Origin of the sequence: Sneathiella glossodoripedis JCM 23214 (assembly GCF_000616095.1) — a bacterium.
Classification (GTDB): Bacteria; Pseudomonadota; Alphaproteobacteria; order Sneathiellales; family Sneathiellaceae; genus Sneathiella; species Sneathiella glossodoripedis.
In genome coordinates this window covers 292748-308374 of record NZ_BAMS01000002.1, presented here as the reverse complement: position 1 = coordinate 308374, position 15627 = coordinate 292748, and the positions used below count along the sequence as shown (strand labels likewise).

17 protein-coding genes and 1 pseudogene are annotated in these 15627 nt (G+C 46.5%); 6 read left to right on the top strand and 12 right to left on the bottom strand.

All coding sequences use genetic code 11. The features are described from left to right. Positions 1-23 precede the first annotated feature (23 nt). The 10 genes and pseudogenes from era to folK form a co-directional block, all read right to left on the bottom strand. A complete protein-coding gene (era, locus tag JCM23214_RS09570) occupies positions 24-941 on the bottom strand; it encodes a GTPase Era (protein WP_025898756.1) in 918 nt (305 codons plus the stop codon). Beyond that, a complete protein-coding gene (gene rnc / locus JCM23214_RS09565; protein WP_025898755.1) occupies positions 934-1632 on the bottom strand; it encodes a ribonuclease III in 699 nt (232 codons plus the stop codon). The genes era and rnc overlap by 8 nt, the downstream gene beginning before the upstream one ends. A 1-nt stretch (position 1633) precedes the next feature. Beyond that, positions 1634-2383 carry a signal peptidase I gene (lepB, locus tag JCM23214_RS09560; RefSeq protein WP_037493223.1) on the bottom strand — a complete coding sequence of 250 codons (750 nt, stop codon included), beginning with the start codon at positions 2381-2383 and terminating at the stop codon, positions 1634-1636. A 61-nt stretch (positions 2384-2444) separates the two neighbouring features. Then, positions 2445-2846 carry a holo-ACP synthase gene (gene acpS, locus JCM23214_RS09555; RefSeq protein ID WP_025898753.1) on the bottom strand — a complete coding sequence of 134 codons (402 nt, stop codon included), beginning with the start codon at positions 2844-2846 and terminating at the stop codon, positions 2445-2447. A gap of 3 nt (positions 2847-2849) precedes the next feature. Next, on the bottom strand, positions 2850-3584 hold the full coding sequence (locus JCM23214_RS09550) for a pyridoxine 5'-phosphate synthase (RefSeq protein ID WP_025898752.1): 735 nt from the start codon (positions 3582-3584) through the stop codon (positions 2850-2852). Then, a complete protein-coding gene (locus JCM23214_RS09545; RefSeq protein WP_051548115.1) occupies positions 3581-4210 on the bottom strand; it encodes a DUF2062 domain-containing protein in 630 nt (209 codons plus the stop codon). The genes JCM23214_RS09550 and JCM23214_RS09545 overlap by 4 nt, the downstream gene beginning before the upstream one ends. Before the next feature lie 13 nt (positions 4211-4223). After that, positions 4224-4811 (bottom strand): orotate phosphoribosyltransferase, encoded by a 588-nt coding sequence (pyrE, locus tag JCM23214_RS09540; protein WP_025898750.1) that lies wholly within the window; start codon positions 4809-4811, stop codon positions 4224-4226. Between the two features lie 14 nt (positions 4812-4825). Then, positions 4826-6978 (bottom strand): annotated as a pseudogene (locus JCM23214_RS20060) (RelA/SpoT family protein). A 115-nt stretch (positions 6979-7093) separates the two neighbouring features. Continuing rightward, positions 7094-7495: a DNA-directed RNA polymerase subunit omega gene (gene rpoZ / locus JCM23214_RS09530; protein ID WP_025898749.1), complete on the bottom strand. Its 402-nt coding sequence runs from the start codon at positions 7493-7495 to the stop codon at positions 7094-7096. A 117-nt stretch (positions 7496-7612) separates the two neighbouring features. After that, complete coding sequence (gene folK / locus JCM23214_RS09525; protein WP_025898748.1) at positions 7613-8122, bottom strand: 2-amino-4-hydroxy-6-hydroxymethyldihydropteridine diphosphokinase; 510 nt, start codon at positions 8120-8122, stop codon at positions 7613-7615. A gap of 128 nt (positions 8123-8250) precedes the next feature. Between folK and JCM23214_RS09520 the strand changes: the two genes are divergently transcribed. The 3 genes from JCM23214_RS09520 to JCM23214_RS09510 all read left to right on the top strand — a co-directional run bounded on the left by JCM23214_RS09520 (position 8251) and on the right by JCM23214_RS09510 (position 10405). Further along, positions 8251-8847: a LabA-like NYN domain-containing protein gene (locus tag JCM23214_RS09520; RefSeq protein WP_025898747.1), complete on the top strand. Its 597-nt coding sequence runs from the start codon at positions 8251-8253 to the stop codon at positions 8845-8847. Between the two features lie 183 nt (positions 8848-9030). Beyond that, positions 9031-9483: a T6SS phospholipase effector Tle1-like catalytic domain-containing protein gene (locus tag JCM23214_RS09515; protein ID WP_159104331.1), complete on the top strand. Its 453-nt coding sequence runs from the start codon at positions 9031-9033 to the stop codon at positions 9481-9483. Then, positions 9410-10405, top strand: coding sequence for a phospholipase effector Tle1 domain-containing protein (locus JCM23214_RS09510; protein WP_084264710.1), 996 nt, complete (start codon positions 9410-9412; stop codon positions 10403-10405). The genes JCM23214_RS09515 and JCM23214_RS09510 overlap by 74 nt, the downstream gene beginning before the upstream one ends. Positions 10406-10413: 8 nt before the next feature. On the opposite strand, the gene smpB is transcribed toward JCM23214_RS09510, so the two are convergent. Beyond that, a complete protein-coding gene (smpB, locus tag JCM23214_RS09505) occupies positions 10414-10872 on the bottom strand; it encodes an SsrA-binding protein SmpB (RefSeq protein ID WP_025898744.1) in 459 nt (152 codons plus the stop codon). 19 nt (positions 10873-10891) lie between these two features. Then, positions 10892-11767, bottom strand: a complete 876-nt coding sequence (dapA, locus tag JCM23214_RS09500; RefSeq protein ID WP_025898743.1) for a 4-hydroxy-tetrahydrodipicolinate synthase — start codon at positions 11765-11767, stop codon at positions 10892-10894. A gap of 236 nt (positions 11768-12003) precedes the next feature. On the opposite strand from dapA, the gene pepN reads away from it, so the two are divergent. The 3 genes from pepN to JCM23214_RS20050 all read left to right on the top strand — a co-directional run bounded on the left by pepN (position 12004) and on the right by JCM23214_RS20050 (position 15624). Beyond that, positions 12004-14601 carry an aminopeptidase N gene (pepN, locus tag JCM23214_RS09495; RefSeq protein WP_037493221.1) on the top strand — a complete coding sequence of 866 codons (2598 nt, stop codon included), beginning with the start codon at positions 12004-12006 and terminating at the stop codon, positions 14599-14601. A gap of 79 nt (positions 14602-14680) precedes the next feature. Further along, a complete protein-coding gene (locus JCM23214_RS20055) occupies positions 14681-15403 on the top strand; it encodes a hypothetical protein (RefSeq protein WP_037493219.1) in 723 nt (240 codons plus the stop codon). Next, a complete protein-coding gene (locus tag JCM23214_RS20050; RefSeq protein WP_037493216.1) occupies positions 15364-15624 on the top strand; it encodes a hypothetical protein in 261 nt (86 codons plus the stop codon). The genes JCM23214_RS20055 and JCM23214_RS20050 overlap by 40 nt, the downstream gene beginning before the upstream one ends. Positions 15625-15627 lie beyond the last annotated feature (3 nt).

The following is a 15627-nucleotide window of genomic DNA, read 5'->3' as shown; positions in this document are numbered from 1 at the left end:
CAAGCGTAAACTGTGATCTTCTATTATTTAGGAAAATCGAGGCCCATTTCTTTGTAACGTTCCGGATCATCCAACCACTTTTCACGTACTTTAACGAACAGAAACAGATGCACCCTGCGCTCCATCGCCTCTTCAAGCTCTTCGCGTGCCATCGCCCCAATTTTCTTAATAGTCTGCCCACCTTTGCCAAGGATCATGGGTTTGTGATTGGCCCGAGACACATAGATGACCTGATCAATTTTAACGGAACCATCTTTTCTCTCCTCCCAATTCTCCGTCTCTACAGTCAGGGAATAAGGGAGTTCCTGGTTCATACGCAAAAACAGCTTTTCGCGAGTTATTTCAGCAGCCAATTGACGCATTGGAGCAATCGCCAACTGATCTTCGGGGTAAAGCCATGGGCCATCCGGCACCTGTGTAGCCAGATGCTCCCGCAGATAGTCAACCCCGTCCCCGTTCAGTGCAGATATCATGAACACTTCATTGAACAGTCCCCGATCAGTCAGAGATTGCGCAAGGCCAAGCAGTTTATCCCGCTTGATCATATCAATCTTGTTGAGAATTAAATGCGCTTTCTTGCCAGAAGCTTCAAGCCCATCCAGAATACGCTCGACATCCTTAGTCACACCCCGATTAGCATCAACAAGAAGGGCCAACACATCTGCATCATTCGCCCCTTCCCATGCGGCATTGACCATCGCCGTTTCCAGTTTTCGGGACGGATTAAAAATACCGGGGGTATCCACAAATATAATTTGGGCATTGCCTTCAATAGCGATAGCTGTGACACGGGCGCGCGTTGTCTGAACCTTAGGAGAGACAATCGCGATTTTCGCCCCAACCAGCTGATTCAGCAAGGTAGACTTCCCGGCGTTAGGCGCTCCAATCAGCGTAACATACCCGCATTTTGTCTCTGCACTGACTGCGTCTGTCTTATCCATTACTCACTTCTTTCAACATCAACTTTGCCGCCAGTTTTTCAGCCTGTCTTTTGGAGGGTCCGGTAGCTGTCTGGCTTTTGCAGCCCTCGACACTGACTTCAACTGTAAATTCCGGATCGTGATCCGGTCCTTTTTCCTCAACGACTACATAAGAGGGAACCCCGCGTCCACCCTTTGCAGCCCACTCCTGCAGCGCCGACTTTGGATCTTTCCGCGCCGCATGTTCAGCATCAAATCGGGGCCACCAGTATTTAACAACGAATGTCTTCGCTGCTTTCAAGCCACCATCCAGATAGAGCGCTGCAATCAGCGCTTCAATACAGTCTTCCAACAATGATGGATTATTTGCTCCGCCAGATGCCCGCAACTCTTCTGAAATCAGAACATACTTATGAAGGTCTATCTGTTTCGCGATATCTGCCAATGTGGATTTTTGAACCTGCGCATTAAATCGCCGGGACAACTGACCTGCTTCAGCATCTTTATAGCGTTTATAGAGTTCCTCAGCGATTAGAATACCTAATACCCTGTCGCCCAGAAATTCCAGTCGCTCATAATCAGCAAGACGCTTCTTCTTCCCCTTTCCCTTGATCAGGGACCCATGTGTCAGCGCCTGATGCAATAGACTTTCATTCTTGAAACGGTGCCCCAGACTTTTCATCAGGGGCTTGAAATCGGTTTCGATATCCATTTTATGATAACAGATTGAATAGACGTTCCCATCGGGTTGCAAAAGGTAACTTCCAGATTTCCCAAATGGAGACATCCCCCTCCACTGAGAAGAAAATAACTTCTGCACGGCCAACCAGATTTTCTAAAGGTATATATCCAACCTGAGACAAAAACCGGCTGTCTGTTGAATTGTCCCGGTTATCGCCCATGGCAAAAACATGCCCTTCAGGGACGGTATACACTTCGGTATTGTCGGCTGAACCAGACGGGTTCATGTCAATCGTGATATAACTTTTTCCCCCGGGTAGTGTTTCTTTGTGTCGACGGATACGTCGGACATTACCGTAATAGTCCCGGTCCACATAATCATCAATCCGCTCTTTTACAACGGCTTCGCCATTGATATATAGAACACCATTGATCATCTGCAATTTATCACCCGGCAACCCGACAATCCTTTTAATATAGTCAATAGGTTCGCCAATTGGTTTTTTGAAAACGGCAACATCACCGCGCTCAGGCATATCTTCTAAAATACGTCCCTCAAATGGTCCTGCGCTAAAGGGAAAGGAATGCTTGCTAAAACCATATGAATATTTGGAGACAAAAAGATAATCTCCAATTTTCAAAGTTGGCAGCATGGATTCAGAAGGAATCTTGAATGGCTCAAAAGCAAAGGTTCTGATGACAACTGCAATCAGGATCGCATAGATTATGGTCTTGCCTGTTTCGCCAAACCAGCTTTCTTTCTTCTCCACTTTATCACTCATATTCAATTGCCTACCCTAATATCCTCACAAACTGCGTGAAGAAAAATCAAATTTTTATCTGCTAATTACGAGGAATTGCCTCAATCATTACGATTGCCTGTGCCTGCGGTGGTTCATCTGTAATCGTAAGGTGAATAACCGCATCCATACCTTCTGGCGTCAATTCTTGCAATCGCATAAGTGCCCCGCCCGTTAATTTAAACGTCGGGCGTCCACTTGGCATATTAACGACACCCATATCTCGCCAGAACACACCCTTTCGAAACCCGGTTCCCAATGCCTTGGAACAGGCTTCTTTGGCAGCATATCTTTTTGCATAGGTCTCTACGCGGTTTCTGCGTCGCTCTGCTTTTGCGATTTCTACATCCGTGTATATTCTGTTGATAAAACGGTCTCCAAAACGGAGCAGCGTTTTTTCAATACGTCGGATGTCAATAATGTCATTTCCAATCCCAATAATCATCACTCAACTCGCCCTTGCTTCGTCCATCAGCTTCCGCATCTTGCGAATTGCGGTATCGAGCCCAACGAATATGGCTTCCCCTATCAAAAAGTGACCAATGTTAAGCTCTTTCATATTGGGAATTGCAGCAATTGGCGCAACCGTATCATAAGTCAAACCGTGTCCGGCGTGACATTCAATATCCAACTCTTCAGCCAGTTTTGCTGCTGACTGGATTCTCGCAAACTCTTTGGCACGAAGATCCCCACTTTCCAGATCGCAATATCGGCCAACATGTATCTCGATAATGTCTGCCCCAAGTTTACGGGCAGCCTCAATCTGTTTGGTATCTGGTTCAACAAACAAAGAGACCCGAATATTCTTTTCTTTTAGGCTATCTACAAAATACATGAGCTTGTTGTGAGAGCCTGCTACGTCCAATCCGCCTTCGGTTGTTCTCTCTTCACGTTTTTCTGGTACTAGGCAACTGGCGTGCGGTTCATGAGTTAAAGCTATACCCAGCATTTCGTCGGTCGCCGCCATTTCAAAATTAAGCGGAATTGTCAAATTCTCGGCCAGCAACTTGATATCTTTATCAGCGATATGTCTGCGATCTTCCCGCAAATGCGCAGTAATACCGTCCGCACCAGCCTGTTCAGCGATTTCGGCTGCTCTAAGAGGGTCTGGATGGATCCCTCCCCTTGCATTTCGAATTGTTGCAACGTGATCTATGTTTACACCCAAACGCAGGTAGCTCATCTGTTATCCTTATTTTTTGAAACCTGAAGCATACTCATTTCAGCAGCTTTCCTTTGGCGCTGCGCTCCAGCCTGTAAGGCTTCTGCACGGCGAAGGTGGAAATTACGGATCAAAATGCTCAACGGGTAATAAAAAACTAACCAGACCACAATAGATAGCGGAATTGATCCAATCAACATGGGAAAAATCACGTTTGAAAAAATTTCCGTTACACTTTGCCAGCCATCTTCCATAAGGTTGTGAAAGAACTGATCCATTGTGCCTGCTGAGAAACCACTGTCGTTACCAGTTTTTCTCCCAAGCATCCAATAACCCAAATGATAGCTGGATGCCCAGATGAAGGGAAAAGTCCATGGATTGCCAACAGCCGTGCCTATCGCCGAAGCAAGGATATTGGCCCTGAATGCCCACGCGAGCAGTCCCCCCAGAATAAAGTGCAACCCGACAAAAGGCGTAAATGAAATTGCCGCGCCAAATGCAAATCCCGCCGCCAGCGAATAAGGCGTTCCGGGTAGTCTGGCCAAACGGTATCCCAGATATCGAGTGGATCTGGAGAATCCGATCGAGGGCCAGAAGAAATCAAGGACCCGACGGAAAATGCCGGGTTTTTCGCGGCGCTTAAACATCAAAAAATCATCTTTATTTCAGGTTACGGCTCCCCGGCTTGACCGCCGGAATTGCCTGCAGCTCGGGCGGCAATTTATCTGCAGGATAGATTTTCACGTTCATCTGCATCAATGAAAACAGAGGAACGCCCACATCTGCAGTTCCGTTTGAGCGATCAATAAGGCAGGTGGCTCCCACGACCTCACCGCCTGCCTCTTTAATCACTTCGATGCATTCGCGGCTGGACTTTCCGGTCGTCACAATATCCTCTGACATAATTACTTTTGCACCTTTTGGAACCTCAAATCCACGCCTGAAAGTGAACTGTCCTTCTACCCGTTCCGTAAACATACCCGGCACACCCAATTGGCGCGCCATCTCGTAACCGACAACAACACCACCCATTGCCGGCGCGACAACCAGATCAACCGCACCTTTCCCAAGGGCATCATGAACTTTTTTTGCCAGTGCCTGACACAATATGGCTGCCCGTTGCGGATGCATCAGTACTTTCGCGCATTGAAGATATCTGTCTGAGTGCATTCCTGAACTCAGCAGAAAATGTCCCTCCAGCAAGGCGTCAGTTTCGCGAAAATGAGCGAGCACTTCTTCCGGTTTCATTTGTATTTCTATCCTTATCCGCTAGAACGTTCTACAGAACTTATCACGGGATCCGCCCGCAAAGCTGCAATGATATTGGTGAGATGGCGAACATCCCGAACTTCGATATCAACTCGCATTTCGAAAAAATCCTGACTGCGATTTGATATGACAAGATTATTGATATTCCCTTTATTGGCGGCAATTGTTGAAGTCACACTTGAAAGCGCCCCGGCTCGTTCGCCATGACGATGCCGATCCGGCCCACCTGCAAGGTTTCATTTTGCTGGTCTGTGTCCCATGACACATCCAGCCACCTTTCAGGAACTTCGGAATATTGCTCCAGAGTGTCGCAGTCAATTGTGTGAATTGTTACGCCCCGCCCTGTCATGACAATACCCACAATACGATCGCCAGGTAAGGGATGACAACAACCGGCAAAATGCATTGCCATTCCGGGTATCAAACCCCGGATAGGGACTGCATGCTCATGCTTGTGCTTGCCAGTCTGTTTCTTTCTGTGAATGGGAACGACATTCTCGTCCGCATCCTTGCTTTTTTCGCCGGGAAAAATAACTTCCAGCAATTGACGCCCCGTATGGGTACCATCTCCCAAGGAATAATACAGATCCTCGATATTTTCCAGATCCCAGACTTTCAGAACCGGTGCCAATGCCTTTTCAGTGAATGGCTTTCCATCCATTCTGAAGGATTTTTCAGCAATTGACTTGCCCAACTCAATATACTGGTCCCGCTGCTGCTGTCGAATGAAACGGCGAATAGCTGATCGTGCCTTACCACTGACAACAAAGCTTTCCCATGTTGGCGATGGGGTCTGGTTTTTAGAGCGGAGAATCTCCACCTGATCACCATTTTTCAAAATAGTGCGAAGTGGTGCAAGACGACCGTTCACCTTGGATCCCACGCAGGTATCTCCTACCCGCGTATGCACAGCATAAGCAAAATCCACAGGTGTACTTCCAGCAGGCAGAGAGATCAAATCCCCCTTCGGAGAGAAACAGAACACCTGATCCTGATACATATTCAGCTTGGTATGCTCAAGAAACTCATCTGGATCAGACGCCTCTTCCAGAATTTCAAGAAGTTCTCTCAACCAACGATACTGCTGGCCGTCCTGAACTTTTTCGCCAATCTGCTGTTTGTATTGCCAGTGCGCCGCCACACCAAATTCATTGGTCTCATGCATCTCACGCGTACGGATCTGCACTTCAATACGCTGTCGCTCCGGTCCTATTATAGTCGTATGTATGGACTGGTAATTATTGCGCTTGGGCGTGGATATGTAATCCTTAAATCGCCCCGGTACCATTGAGTATTTTGCATGAAGGTTACCCAGAACATGATAACACTGTTCCACGTTCGAGACGACAACCCGAAAGGCGATAATGTCTGAAAGCTGTTCAAATGTGACATTCTTTTGCTCCATCTTGCGCCAGATGGAATAAGGCCGTTTTTCGCGTCCGGAAACTTCCGCCTGCAAGCCTGCCTCGTGCAAATCATCTTTGAGCTTATTAACGATACGATCTACTAGGTCTTCACCTTCCGCCCGCAAATACTCCAATCGCCTCAAAATGGATTTACGCGCCTCGTTGTTCAGCTCGACAAATGCGAGATCTTCAAGCTCGTCGCGAAAACTCTGAATACCAATACGCTCCGCAAGGGGCGCATAAATCTCCATGGTTTCAGTGGCAATGCGTTTGCGTTTTTCCGGCTTTTTGATGAAATGAAGTGTCCGCATGTTATGCAGACGATCAGCCAACTTCACCAACAGGACCCGAATATCATTGGACATTGCCAACAACAGCTTGGAGAAATTTTCTGCCTGCTTGGTGCGATCAGATTGCAGCTCCAGCTGCGAAAGTTTTGTCACCCCATCAACAAGAACAGCTATTTCCTGACCGAAAATTTCCTCAATTTCTTCTTTCGTTGCGACTGTGTCTTCAATTGTATCATGCAGCAACGCCGTAATGATGGATGCCATATCGAGTTTCAACTCGGTAAGGATACCAGCGACTTCAATCGGGTGAGAAAAGTAAGGATCGCCTGATGCCCGTGTCTGACTACCATGAGCTTTTATCGTAAATACATACGCACGGTTCAATAGATCCTCATCCGCATGAGGATCATAGCTTAATACTCGCTCAACAAGTTCAACCTGACGTAACATTTACCAACCCGGGAACAGACAATTCAGAATAGGCAGTTGAGTATATATAAAAAAAGGGGCACCAACATTCAATTATGTCCAGTGCCCCTCTTTTTTTTAATTCTGTTGCGGATTTTTATGCAAACGGATCTTCCGGCATATCATCGGATTTCGGTGCAGCCGTTCCGTCAGAGGCGCCAACTTCTTCAGCAGAAAAAGTTTCCTCATGAGCGTCTTCTTGAACAACACCAGCCCATTCACTGCTTGAGCTCATCAAAGCGGCCATGTTGTCTTCTTCAGGCTCATCCACCTCAACACGACGCTGCAATGTACCAATCAGGCTGTCTTTCAGCTCTCCGGTGCTGATAGTATCTTCAGCAATCTCACGAAGTGCTACAACCGGGTTCTTGTCGTTGTCCCGATCGACAGTAAGCATTGAGCCTGCTGCAATTGTCCGAGCGCGACGAGCAGCTAACAGCACAAGCTCAAAGCGGTTAGGAACTTTCAATACGCAATCTTCAACGGTGACGCGAGCCATCAACAATACTCCATAGTCTGTGTTTAGCCCCTCTAGATATTCGCTTGCGCCTCAATAAGCAAGAGAAACTCTATATTTTTTTCACTTTTTTTCCTGTCCAGCTACATATGCTGGTCATTAACCCTGTTTCAGTATCTTAACTTCGCTATCACAGGGCAAACCATCACATATTTGTTTGGCCGTTTTACCGATTACAGGATGCAGCCAATCGGGTGATATTTCGCTCAATGGTGCCATTACAAAACGTCGCTCATGCATCCTGGGATGCGGAATAACCTTCCCGAGCTGCTGATCCTGATTTTGCGTAACACTATCACCATATGCCAACAAATCCAGATCCAGAACTCTCGCTTCCCACTGGATCTCCCGCACTCGACCAAACTTACGTTCTATTGTGTGTAAAAGTGCTAACAGCTCCTTAGCGGGCAAAGCAGTCCGAACCTGAATGACGGCATTTACAAACCATGGCTGGTCTGAAATGGGAACCGGTGCAGTTTTGTACCAACTTGATTTGGCGACCACTTCAAGACCACTTTGCTCGATCTCTTCAATAGCTGCACGCAGAGTATTTAGCGGATCACCATATAGGGGGTGGTTCAAATTTGCGCCAAGGGCGATAAAGATCATATAACTTTCCATACTGCAGTTACGTCATGGCAAAATTATCGCCGGATTATGGAAAAATACTAGCCATTACAAGCAAATTATCTGTAGATTAAAGGGATAAGAATAAAAAACAAACTATTGGATTACTTATGGCCTTTTATACCGAAGAGCGAATTGCCCTGTTTATTGATGGCTCCAATCTGTATTCCTCCGCCAGAGCCCTCAATCTGGAAATTGATTACAAAAAACTATTGGAGGCATTTTCAGCCAAAGGACGGCTGGTTAGAGCCTTTTATTACACAGCCATGGTTGAAGATCAGGAATATTCCCCCATTCGCCCCCTGATCGACTGGCTCGATTACAACGGATACACTCTCGTCACCAAGCCTGCGAAAGAATTCACCGATCCTGCGGGACGCCGCAAGGTCAAAGGGAATATGGATATTGAACTGGCAATTGATATGCTTGAGCTTAGCAGTTCAATCGACCATGCCGTCCTGTTTTCCGGAGACGGAGATTTCAGAAGGCTGGTTGAAGCGGTTCAGCGCAAAGGGGTGCGCGTGACTGTCGTCAGCTCTGTTAAAACCAACCCGCCGATGATAGCTGATGAGTTACGCCGTCAGGCGGATTTCTTCATGGACCTGAATGACATGACTTCCTTCACCAATCGTGCGAACAATTCTCGTGCAGATGATTATTACGAAGAAGATTTTGAGGAACTGGAAGAACTCGAAGAGAGAGCCTGACATTTTTGAAAACGAATTTTGTCAATGAAAACAAAACCATAACAAACTGCCGCGTAACTTTTTAGAACCATTTTTGCGTTTACAATTTGTTAATTAATTCCCGCTCTCCTATATGAGATGATAATCCGCTCACAATATGCTAATATATTGGTCGGGAATCCCAATAAGGGAGAATAAATGTTCATGCGCAAGCTGGTTGTTTTTAATGATCATAGTTGGCAACGGCCACAATTTCGCAGCAAGCGTCGCCCTGTCTCAGGTAACGCAACTCTTGCGGAACGATGCCTTCTTGAACAGACTTCAAGTGGTGAACGACAAATAAGCCTTCTGCAGAATGACTACCAGAACACCCTTGCGCCCAAAAGGTGGTTAAACAGAACCTTTGGCTTTGGTCTTCGGCAGGAAATTTTTGACGCATACGAGTTCTTAGCCCGCACTTACATGCCTGGCGATGAAATTTATCTTATTGGTTCTGGTAGAGGTGCATTTGCGTTGCAATATGTGGCCTATATGATCAGTGTTTGCGGCCTTTTGCACGTAGAAAGTCTCCCGCAAATTAAAAATGCCTACACATATAGCCGCCTGGTGGGCACGGCTCGGCGGGGCTTCAGGACAGAATCTTCGGGAAAGCTTTGAAGCACGTGAAGTCCCAATACGCTTTTTGGGGTGCTGGGACACTGTAGGCTCACATGGCGTCCCTGTGCGAGGACTGCGTCATTTTTCAATGCTTTGGGGAGAATATCTCTCTGAAAATGTTAGTCCCGCAGTTCAATCAGCCTATCACGCACTGGCAATTGATGAGACAAACCCGGCCTATAAACCGCATATCTGGATCGGTGTGAAACCAGGACAATTGCGACGACTTGAACAGGTCTGGTTTGCAGGAAAACATGCCAATATAACCGGCGGTCAACGCGACAGCCGCCTTTCCGATATTGCCTTTCGCTGGATGCTCAACAAAGCGAGTGAAGAAGGATTGCAGTTTGACACCCAGAAAGTTGACGATCTGAGCACACCTGATGCGCACGGGCTATTACAGGAAGCCAATTTCCTCGATAGAGTTTTCACAAAATTGGGAGGCGGCGACTATTTACGAAAAATTGGCCGCGCTGACACGCATCTTTCCCGCAGTCAAATTCCCGGAACAGAAAAACTGCATTACTCAATTTTGGAAAAACAGAAAAAAGATCCCGACTATGTACCGCGTGCTTTGGAAAGTCTGCCTCCAAACAGCCTATTGATCGCATTGGATCAGGACAGCTTGCATAAGTCCAGCAGACGGCATGACCGCCACCCTGTCAATTGCCCCGCAACGCTTCTTGTTGATCAGAGCCGTTATAACGGCAATGTGATTGATTTCAGCGAAGGAGGTGCGAGAGTTTGGCTACAGTTGGATAAACCTGTTGGAACGCAGGTAACGCTCCGCTCTTCAGTCTTGTCAGAAACGGAGTATACCGGGCGTATTGTCTGGAAAAAGGATCAGTCAATTGGGGTCGCGTTCACAAAAGATGTCAATCTGGCGCAGATTCATTTCCCAGAAGGTTACACGCTGCAGTAGCCCCGTATTTAATGGTGACTGTTTTTCATCAGGCGTTGTTTTTCCCGGTTCCAGTCACGTTTCTTTTCCGTCTCCCGCTTGTCATGCTTCTTCTTGCCCGCAGCAAGGCCTAACTTGACCTTCACCTTACCGCGCTCATTAAAATAAAGCGAAAGTGGAACGAGTGTTTTTCCAGCACGTTGAATTTGCTGATGCAGCTTTGCAAGTTCGCGTTTATGCATCAACAATTTACGCGGTCTGGACGGCTCGTGGTTATTGCGGTTGCCATAACCATATTCAGCAATATGAGCATTCACCAGATACAGGCCATCATTTTCAAAAGAAGCATAACTCTCTTGAATATTGGCACCGCCGGCACGAAGGCTTTTGACCTCCGTACCCAGCAGCATGATCCCGGCTTCGAAATCATCCTCAATGAAGTAATTATGCCGGGCTTTCCTGTTTTCTGCGATAAATTTATCAGCCATTTGCTGTATTCAAATACCCCTAGTCAATTAATCCAGTATGCTTCATTGCCGCGCGAATTACTGATTTTGTATTTTCAGGCACAGATACAAGAGGCAAACGCACATCTTCCTTGCAATGTCCAAGCAGTGAAAGCGCATATTTTGCAGGTGCTGGACTTGGATACATGAACATCGCACTATGCAAAAGAATCAGTTTTTCCTGAATTTCAACAGCTTTGGCAAAATCGCCACTCAATGTTGCTTCCTGCATCTGAGAGACGAGCGCGGGAGCAACATTTGATGTCACTGAAATGCAACCCACACCCCCTTGTGCATTGAACCCAATCGCCGTTGCATCTTCGCCAGAAATCTGAATAAAATCTTCTCCGCAAAAATGCCGCTGAAGTGAAACGCGTGAAACATCGCCGGTTGCATCCTTCACACCCACAATATTTTTGAGCTTCGCAAGCTCACCCATTGTTTCAGGGGTCATATCAACAATGCTACGTCCCGGTATGTTATAGATGTAAATGGGAATATCGATTGCATCATTAATTGCTTTATAATGAGCATACATGCCTTCTTGCGAAGGTTTGTTGTAATAGGGCATCGCGACCAGAACAGCATCTGCACCAGCTTTTTGCGCATGTTGGCTCAGACGTATGGCCTCTGATGTGTTATTGGAACCTGCTCCCGCCATAACAGGAACACGCTTGTCAGCAGCCTCAATGCAGAGCTCCACCACCCGATCATGTTCTGGATGACTTAGTGTTGGCGACTCGCCAGTAGTTCCTACCGGGACTAGCCCCTTTGTTCCGGATTTTATCTGCCAGTCCACGAAAGATTGGAACGCCTTTTCATCCACACTCTCACCGTTAAATGGTGTTACGAGCGCAGTGATTGATCCTCTAAACATGACAGTATCCTTAAAATTAATATTGATCTGAACCGGCTTTCCTTATTCCATATGCTTTAAGCCGGAAATCAGAGTTATAGGCAGACTTTCAGACTTGGCAAGATGTAACTTGCATTTCCTCGCATATGGTTCAATGTTTGAGACAGGCTGTTTAGTTGCTTTATCTGTTTCGTCCCCCCCTTGAAACCACTATTTTTCTGTTTATCCTTGTAAGGAACGTCTAGCAAAGGAAAACCATGTCACTGTCAAAAGCTGCACCGAAAACGATCTATCTGAAGGACTACACACCTCCGGCTTTCACTATTACACATGTCGACCTTGTTATTGAATTGGATGAACATGTCACTAAGGTCAGCTCAAGCCTGAAAATCAAACGACAAACTGATAACGGTAACCTTGTTTATCTGGACGGTGAGAAACTCGATCTACAAAGCATCACTCTTGATGGAACACTGCTTGATCAGCAAAATTACACTTTATCAAGTACTGGCCTCACTTTTGCTGCGCCTGCAGACGAGTTTACGGTCGAAATTGTTACGCTGATCAAGCCTCAGGATAATACCGAACTGGAAGGTCTGTACAAATCCAGTGGCAACTTCTGCACACAATGCGAGGCGGAAGGCTTTCGAAAAATCACTTATTACATGGATCGTCCGGATGTCATGGCCCGCTTTACCACTAAAATCGTGGGAGATGGCACTAAATATCCAGTTAAGCTGTCTAATGGAAACCTCATGGAAAGCGGTCATCTGGATGATGGTCGGCAATATAATCTTTGGGTCGATCCATTCCCAAAACCTGCTTACCTGTTTGCTCTTGTAGCTGGCGACCTCGCGGTAGTTGAAGATCATTTCGTCACTCAGTCAGGACGGCAGATCAAACTGCAGATTTTTGTGGAGAAAGGAAACGAAGATAAATGTGATCACGCCATGACTTCGCTTAAAAAATCAATGAAATGGGACGAAGAAAAATATGGCCGCGAATATGATCTTGATATCTTTATGATTGTTGCCGTCAGCGACTTCAACATGGGTGCGATGGAAAACAAAGGACTTAACGTATTTAACTCGAAATATGTTCTTGCCTCAAAAGAAACAGCAACAGATGCAGATTTTGACGGAATTGAAAGCGTAATCGCCCATGAATATTTCCACAACTGGACCGGCAATCGCATTACCTGTCGCGACTGGTTCCAACTCACACTCAAAGAAGGGCTCACAGTATTTCGGGACCAACAGTTTTCCGCTGACATGAACAGTGCCGCGGTAAAGCGCATAGAAGATGTTCAACGCCTTCGGGCCGCCCAGTTTCCAGAAGATGCAGGCCCTCTCGCCCACCCAATTCAGCCTCAAAGCTATGTTGAAATAAATAATTTCTACACAGCTACTGTTTACGAAAAAGGGGCTGAAGTCATTCGAATGGCACATACTATCCTCGGCGAAGAGAACTTTCGCAAAGGAATGGACCTGTATTTTGAACGACATGATGGCCAAGCGGTCACGACAGAGGAATTTATAAAAGCACTAGAGGACGGTAGTGAAACCGACCTTTCCCAGTTCAGGAACTGGTATATTCAAGCAGGAACGCCTGAAATTTCCATAACTGACGACTATGACGAAAAATCAGGTAGTTACACCCTGCGGATCAGACAGGATAATCCCAAGGCCGGTAAAAATGCACCGCCGTTACATATTCCACTTAAAATTGGCCTGCTTGGTAGTAACGGAGAGGATCTTATCCCAGGTTTAGATGGAAGTGGCACGGAATTGATTAATCTGAAAAAGGAAGTCGAAGAGATTTCATTTCACGGGTTAAAAGAAAGGCCAACCCCGTCCCTGTTTCGTGGTTTTTCTGCGCCGGTTCGTCTAAGGGCTAGTCCCGCGGACGATAAACTTGTGACGCTTTTTAAAAATGATACGGATCTGTTTAACCGATGGGAAGCGGGACAACGCCTCGCGACCCAACGCCTGTTGCAACTCATAACCGAAAAAGGTGCAAATCGTCTGGCCGAAGATTTCATTGGAGCATTTGGAGACCTGCTTGCAGATGCCTCTCTTGAGCCGGCCTACAAAGCCATTACTATGTCTCTGCCAGGGGAGCAGTTTATCGGGCAGCAAATGAGCGTGGTTGATGTTGACGGCATTCACAATGCCCGAAAAGAGGCAATCAAGACAATCGGCGCAACCTATTCAGATGAATTAATGGCCATTTATGAACAGCATCAGAACCAAGACCATAACGGGGACAGGTCGCTCAAAAATATGGCGCTTCTCTATTTGAGTGGCACTGAGGATCCATCAATTTTGAAAATGGCCCGAGAACAATATTTAACTGCCACCAATATGACAGATCGCATTTCTGCTCTGTCACGTCTGGTTGTAACAAACCACCCAGCCCGCGATGAATGTCTGGAGGATTTTTACAATCGATGGGAAAATGACTCTCTCGTGATAGATAAGTGGTTCACTCTGCAGGCTACTTCCTCCCGTGATGCTGCACTGGAAGATGTGAGCAAGCTATTAGGCCATCCAGCCTTTACCTATACAAACCCAAATCGTGTAAGGTCGTTAATTGCTGCATTTGCGTCTGCTAATCCGCGTCATTTTCACTCCCGAACAGGAGCGGGTTACCAGTTTCTGACAGATGCAATTATTAAACTCAACGGCATAAACCCACAAATTGCAGCAAGACTTGTAAGCCCGCTGGGTCAATGGCGCCGCTATGATGATGATCGTCAAACCAAAATGAAAGACGCATTGAAAGCCATATTAAACACCGAAAATATTTCCAACGACGTATATGAAATGGCGAGCAAGAGTTTGGGAGATGGTTAAATTTGAAGGAGTTAATTAACGCTGTTTTCACGCAATACATGTTATCAAGGTCATTGGTTTTAGAAAGTTGAACGCAGCAATGTTGGCTAAATTGCCCCCTATATCTGGTTTTACAATTCGCCATTTACTAAAATGGGTGGCGGTCCTGTTTGTCTGCAGCCAGACGGTCTATGCCAATGAATTGCTGACGCTGGAGGATGACGAGATTGATCGTCAACCTGCTAACAAAGCAATGAATGCTCCTGCAGAAGCATATATCCCTCTGCCCCGTCAGAAACAGCTCATACAGATAACTCCTGTGTCGGCTACCACCCCACCCAAGCCAAGACGCAAAGAAAATACCAGCAGCCCTGTTGCCGCAGAAAAAATCAACCTGACTTCCATTCCTCTACCAAAAACAAGGCCGACAGGTATTGAACTCCCGCCTCCGCCTTTCGCGACAGGCCTAATTTCCAACACTGATCGAGCCCATTATAAGAGAGCTTTTGAGCATCTTTCACGTTTTCAGTGGAAGAGTGCAATCGCGGATGCTGAAAAAGCGACCTATCAACTCCCCGCGAAATACATCTATTGGCGTTGGTTAAGGGCTTATAAAGGTGGGGCCAGTTTTGAACAGATTGCAAATTTTGTAATTGATAATCCTCATTGGCCTTACCGGGAAACACTGATGCGCCGGGCAGAGGAAGCACTGGTAAACCCGATCTCACCTGAAAGGACACTGGCTTGGTTTACAGACCACACCCCTCTTACCGGGATGGGAATGTGGCGTCTTGGCGAAGCTTACTTCAAAAAGGCAAAATAGAGAAAGGAACAGAGTGGATCCGCCGCGCCTGGCATGAAGGAAGTTTCAGTGAAGGGCTGGAGAAAAAATTCATCAGGAGCCACAAAAACCTTTTAAGTCAGCTTGATCATGAAATTCGCCTTGATAACCTGTTATGGAGAAAAGATGCAGTTTACGCGATCCGAATGCTTGATCGGGTATCATCAGACAAGAAAAAACTTGCAATCGCCCGAATTCGCTGATGC

Bases quoted from the DNA above. Each gene is read 5' to 3' on its own strand.
- smpB (WP_025898744.1), bottom strand. From the start codon at position 10,872: ATGGCTGATAAATTTATCGCAGAAAACAGGAAAGCCCGGCATAATTAC.
- era (WP_025898756.1), bottom strand. From the start codon at position 941: ATGGATAAGACAGACGCAGTCAGTGCAGAGACAAAATGCGGGTATGTT.
- JCM23214_RS20055 (WP_037493219.1), top strand. From the start codon at position 14,681: ATGTTGGCTAAATTGCCCCCTATATCTGGTTTTACAATTCGCCATTTA.
- acpS (WP_025898753.1), bottom strand. From the start codon at position 2,846: ATGATTATTGGGATTGGAAATGACATTATTGACATCCGACGTATTGAA.
- JCM23214_RS09515 (WP_159104331.1), top strand. From the start codon at position 9,031: ATGCGCAAGCTGGTTGTTTTTAATGATCATAGTTGGCAACGGCCACAA.
- JCM23214_RS09510 (WP_084264710.1), top strand. From the start codon at position 9,410: ATGCCTACACATATAGCCGCCTGGTGGGCACGGCTCGGCGGGGCTTCA.
- JCM23214_RS09550 (WP_025898752.1), bottom strand. From the start codon at position 3,584: ATGAGCTACCTGCGTTTGGGTGTAAACATAGATCACGTTGCAACAATT.
- pyrE (WP_025898750.1), bottom strand. From the start codon at position 4,811: ATGAAACCGGAAGAAGTGCTCGCTCATTTTCGCGAAACTGACGCCTTG.
- rpoZ (WP_025898749.1), bottom strand. From the start codon at position 7,495: ATGGCTCGCGTCACCGTTGAAGATTGCGTATTGAAAGTTCCTAACCGC.
- JCM23214_RS09520 (WP_025898747.1), top strand. From the start codon at position 8,251: ATGGCCTTTTATACCGAAGAGCGAATTGCCCTGTTTATTGATGGCTCC.
- folK (WP_025898748.1), bottom strand. From the start codon at position 8,122: ATGATCTTTATCGCCCTTGGCGCAAATTTGAACCACCCCCTATATGGT.
- pepN (WP_037493221.1), top strand. From the start codon at position 12,004: ATGTCACTGTCAAAAGCTGCACCGAAAACGATCTATCTGAAGGACTAC.
- JCM23214_RS09545 (WP_051548115.1), bottom strand. From the start codon at position 4,210: ATGTTTAAGCGCCGCGAAAAACCCGGCATTTTCCGTCGGGTCCTTGAT.
- dapA (WP_025898743.1), bottom strand. From the start codon at position 11,767: ATGTTTAGAGGATCAATCACTGCGCTCGTAACACCATTTAACGGTGAG.
- rnc (WP_025898755.1), bottom strand. From the start codon at position 1,632: ATGGATATCGAAACCGATTTCAAGCCCCTGATGAAAAGTCTGGGGCAC.
- lepB (WP_037493223.1), bottom strand. From the start codon at position 2,383: ATGAGTGATAAAGTGGAGAAGAAAGAAAGCTGGTTTGGCGAAACAGGC.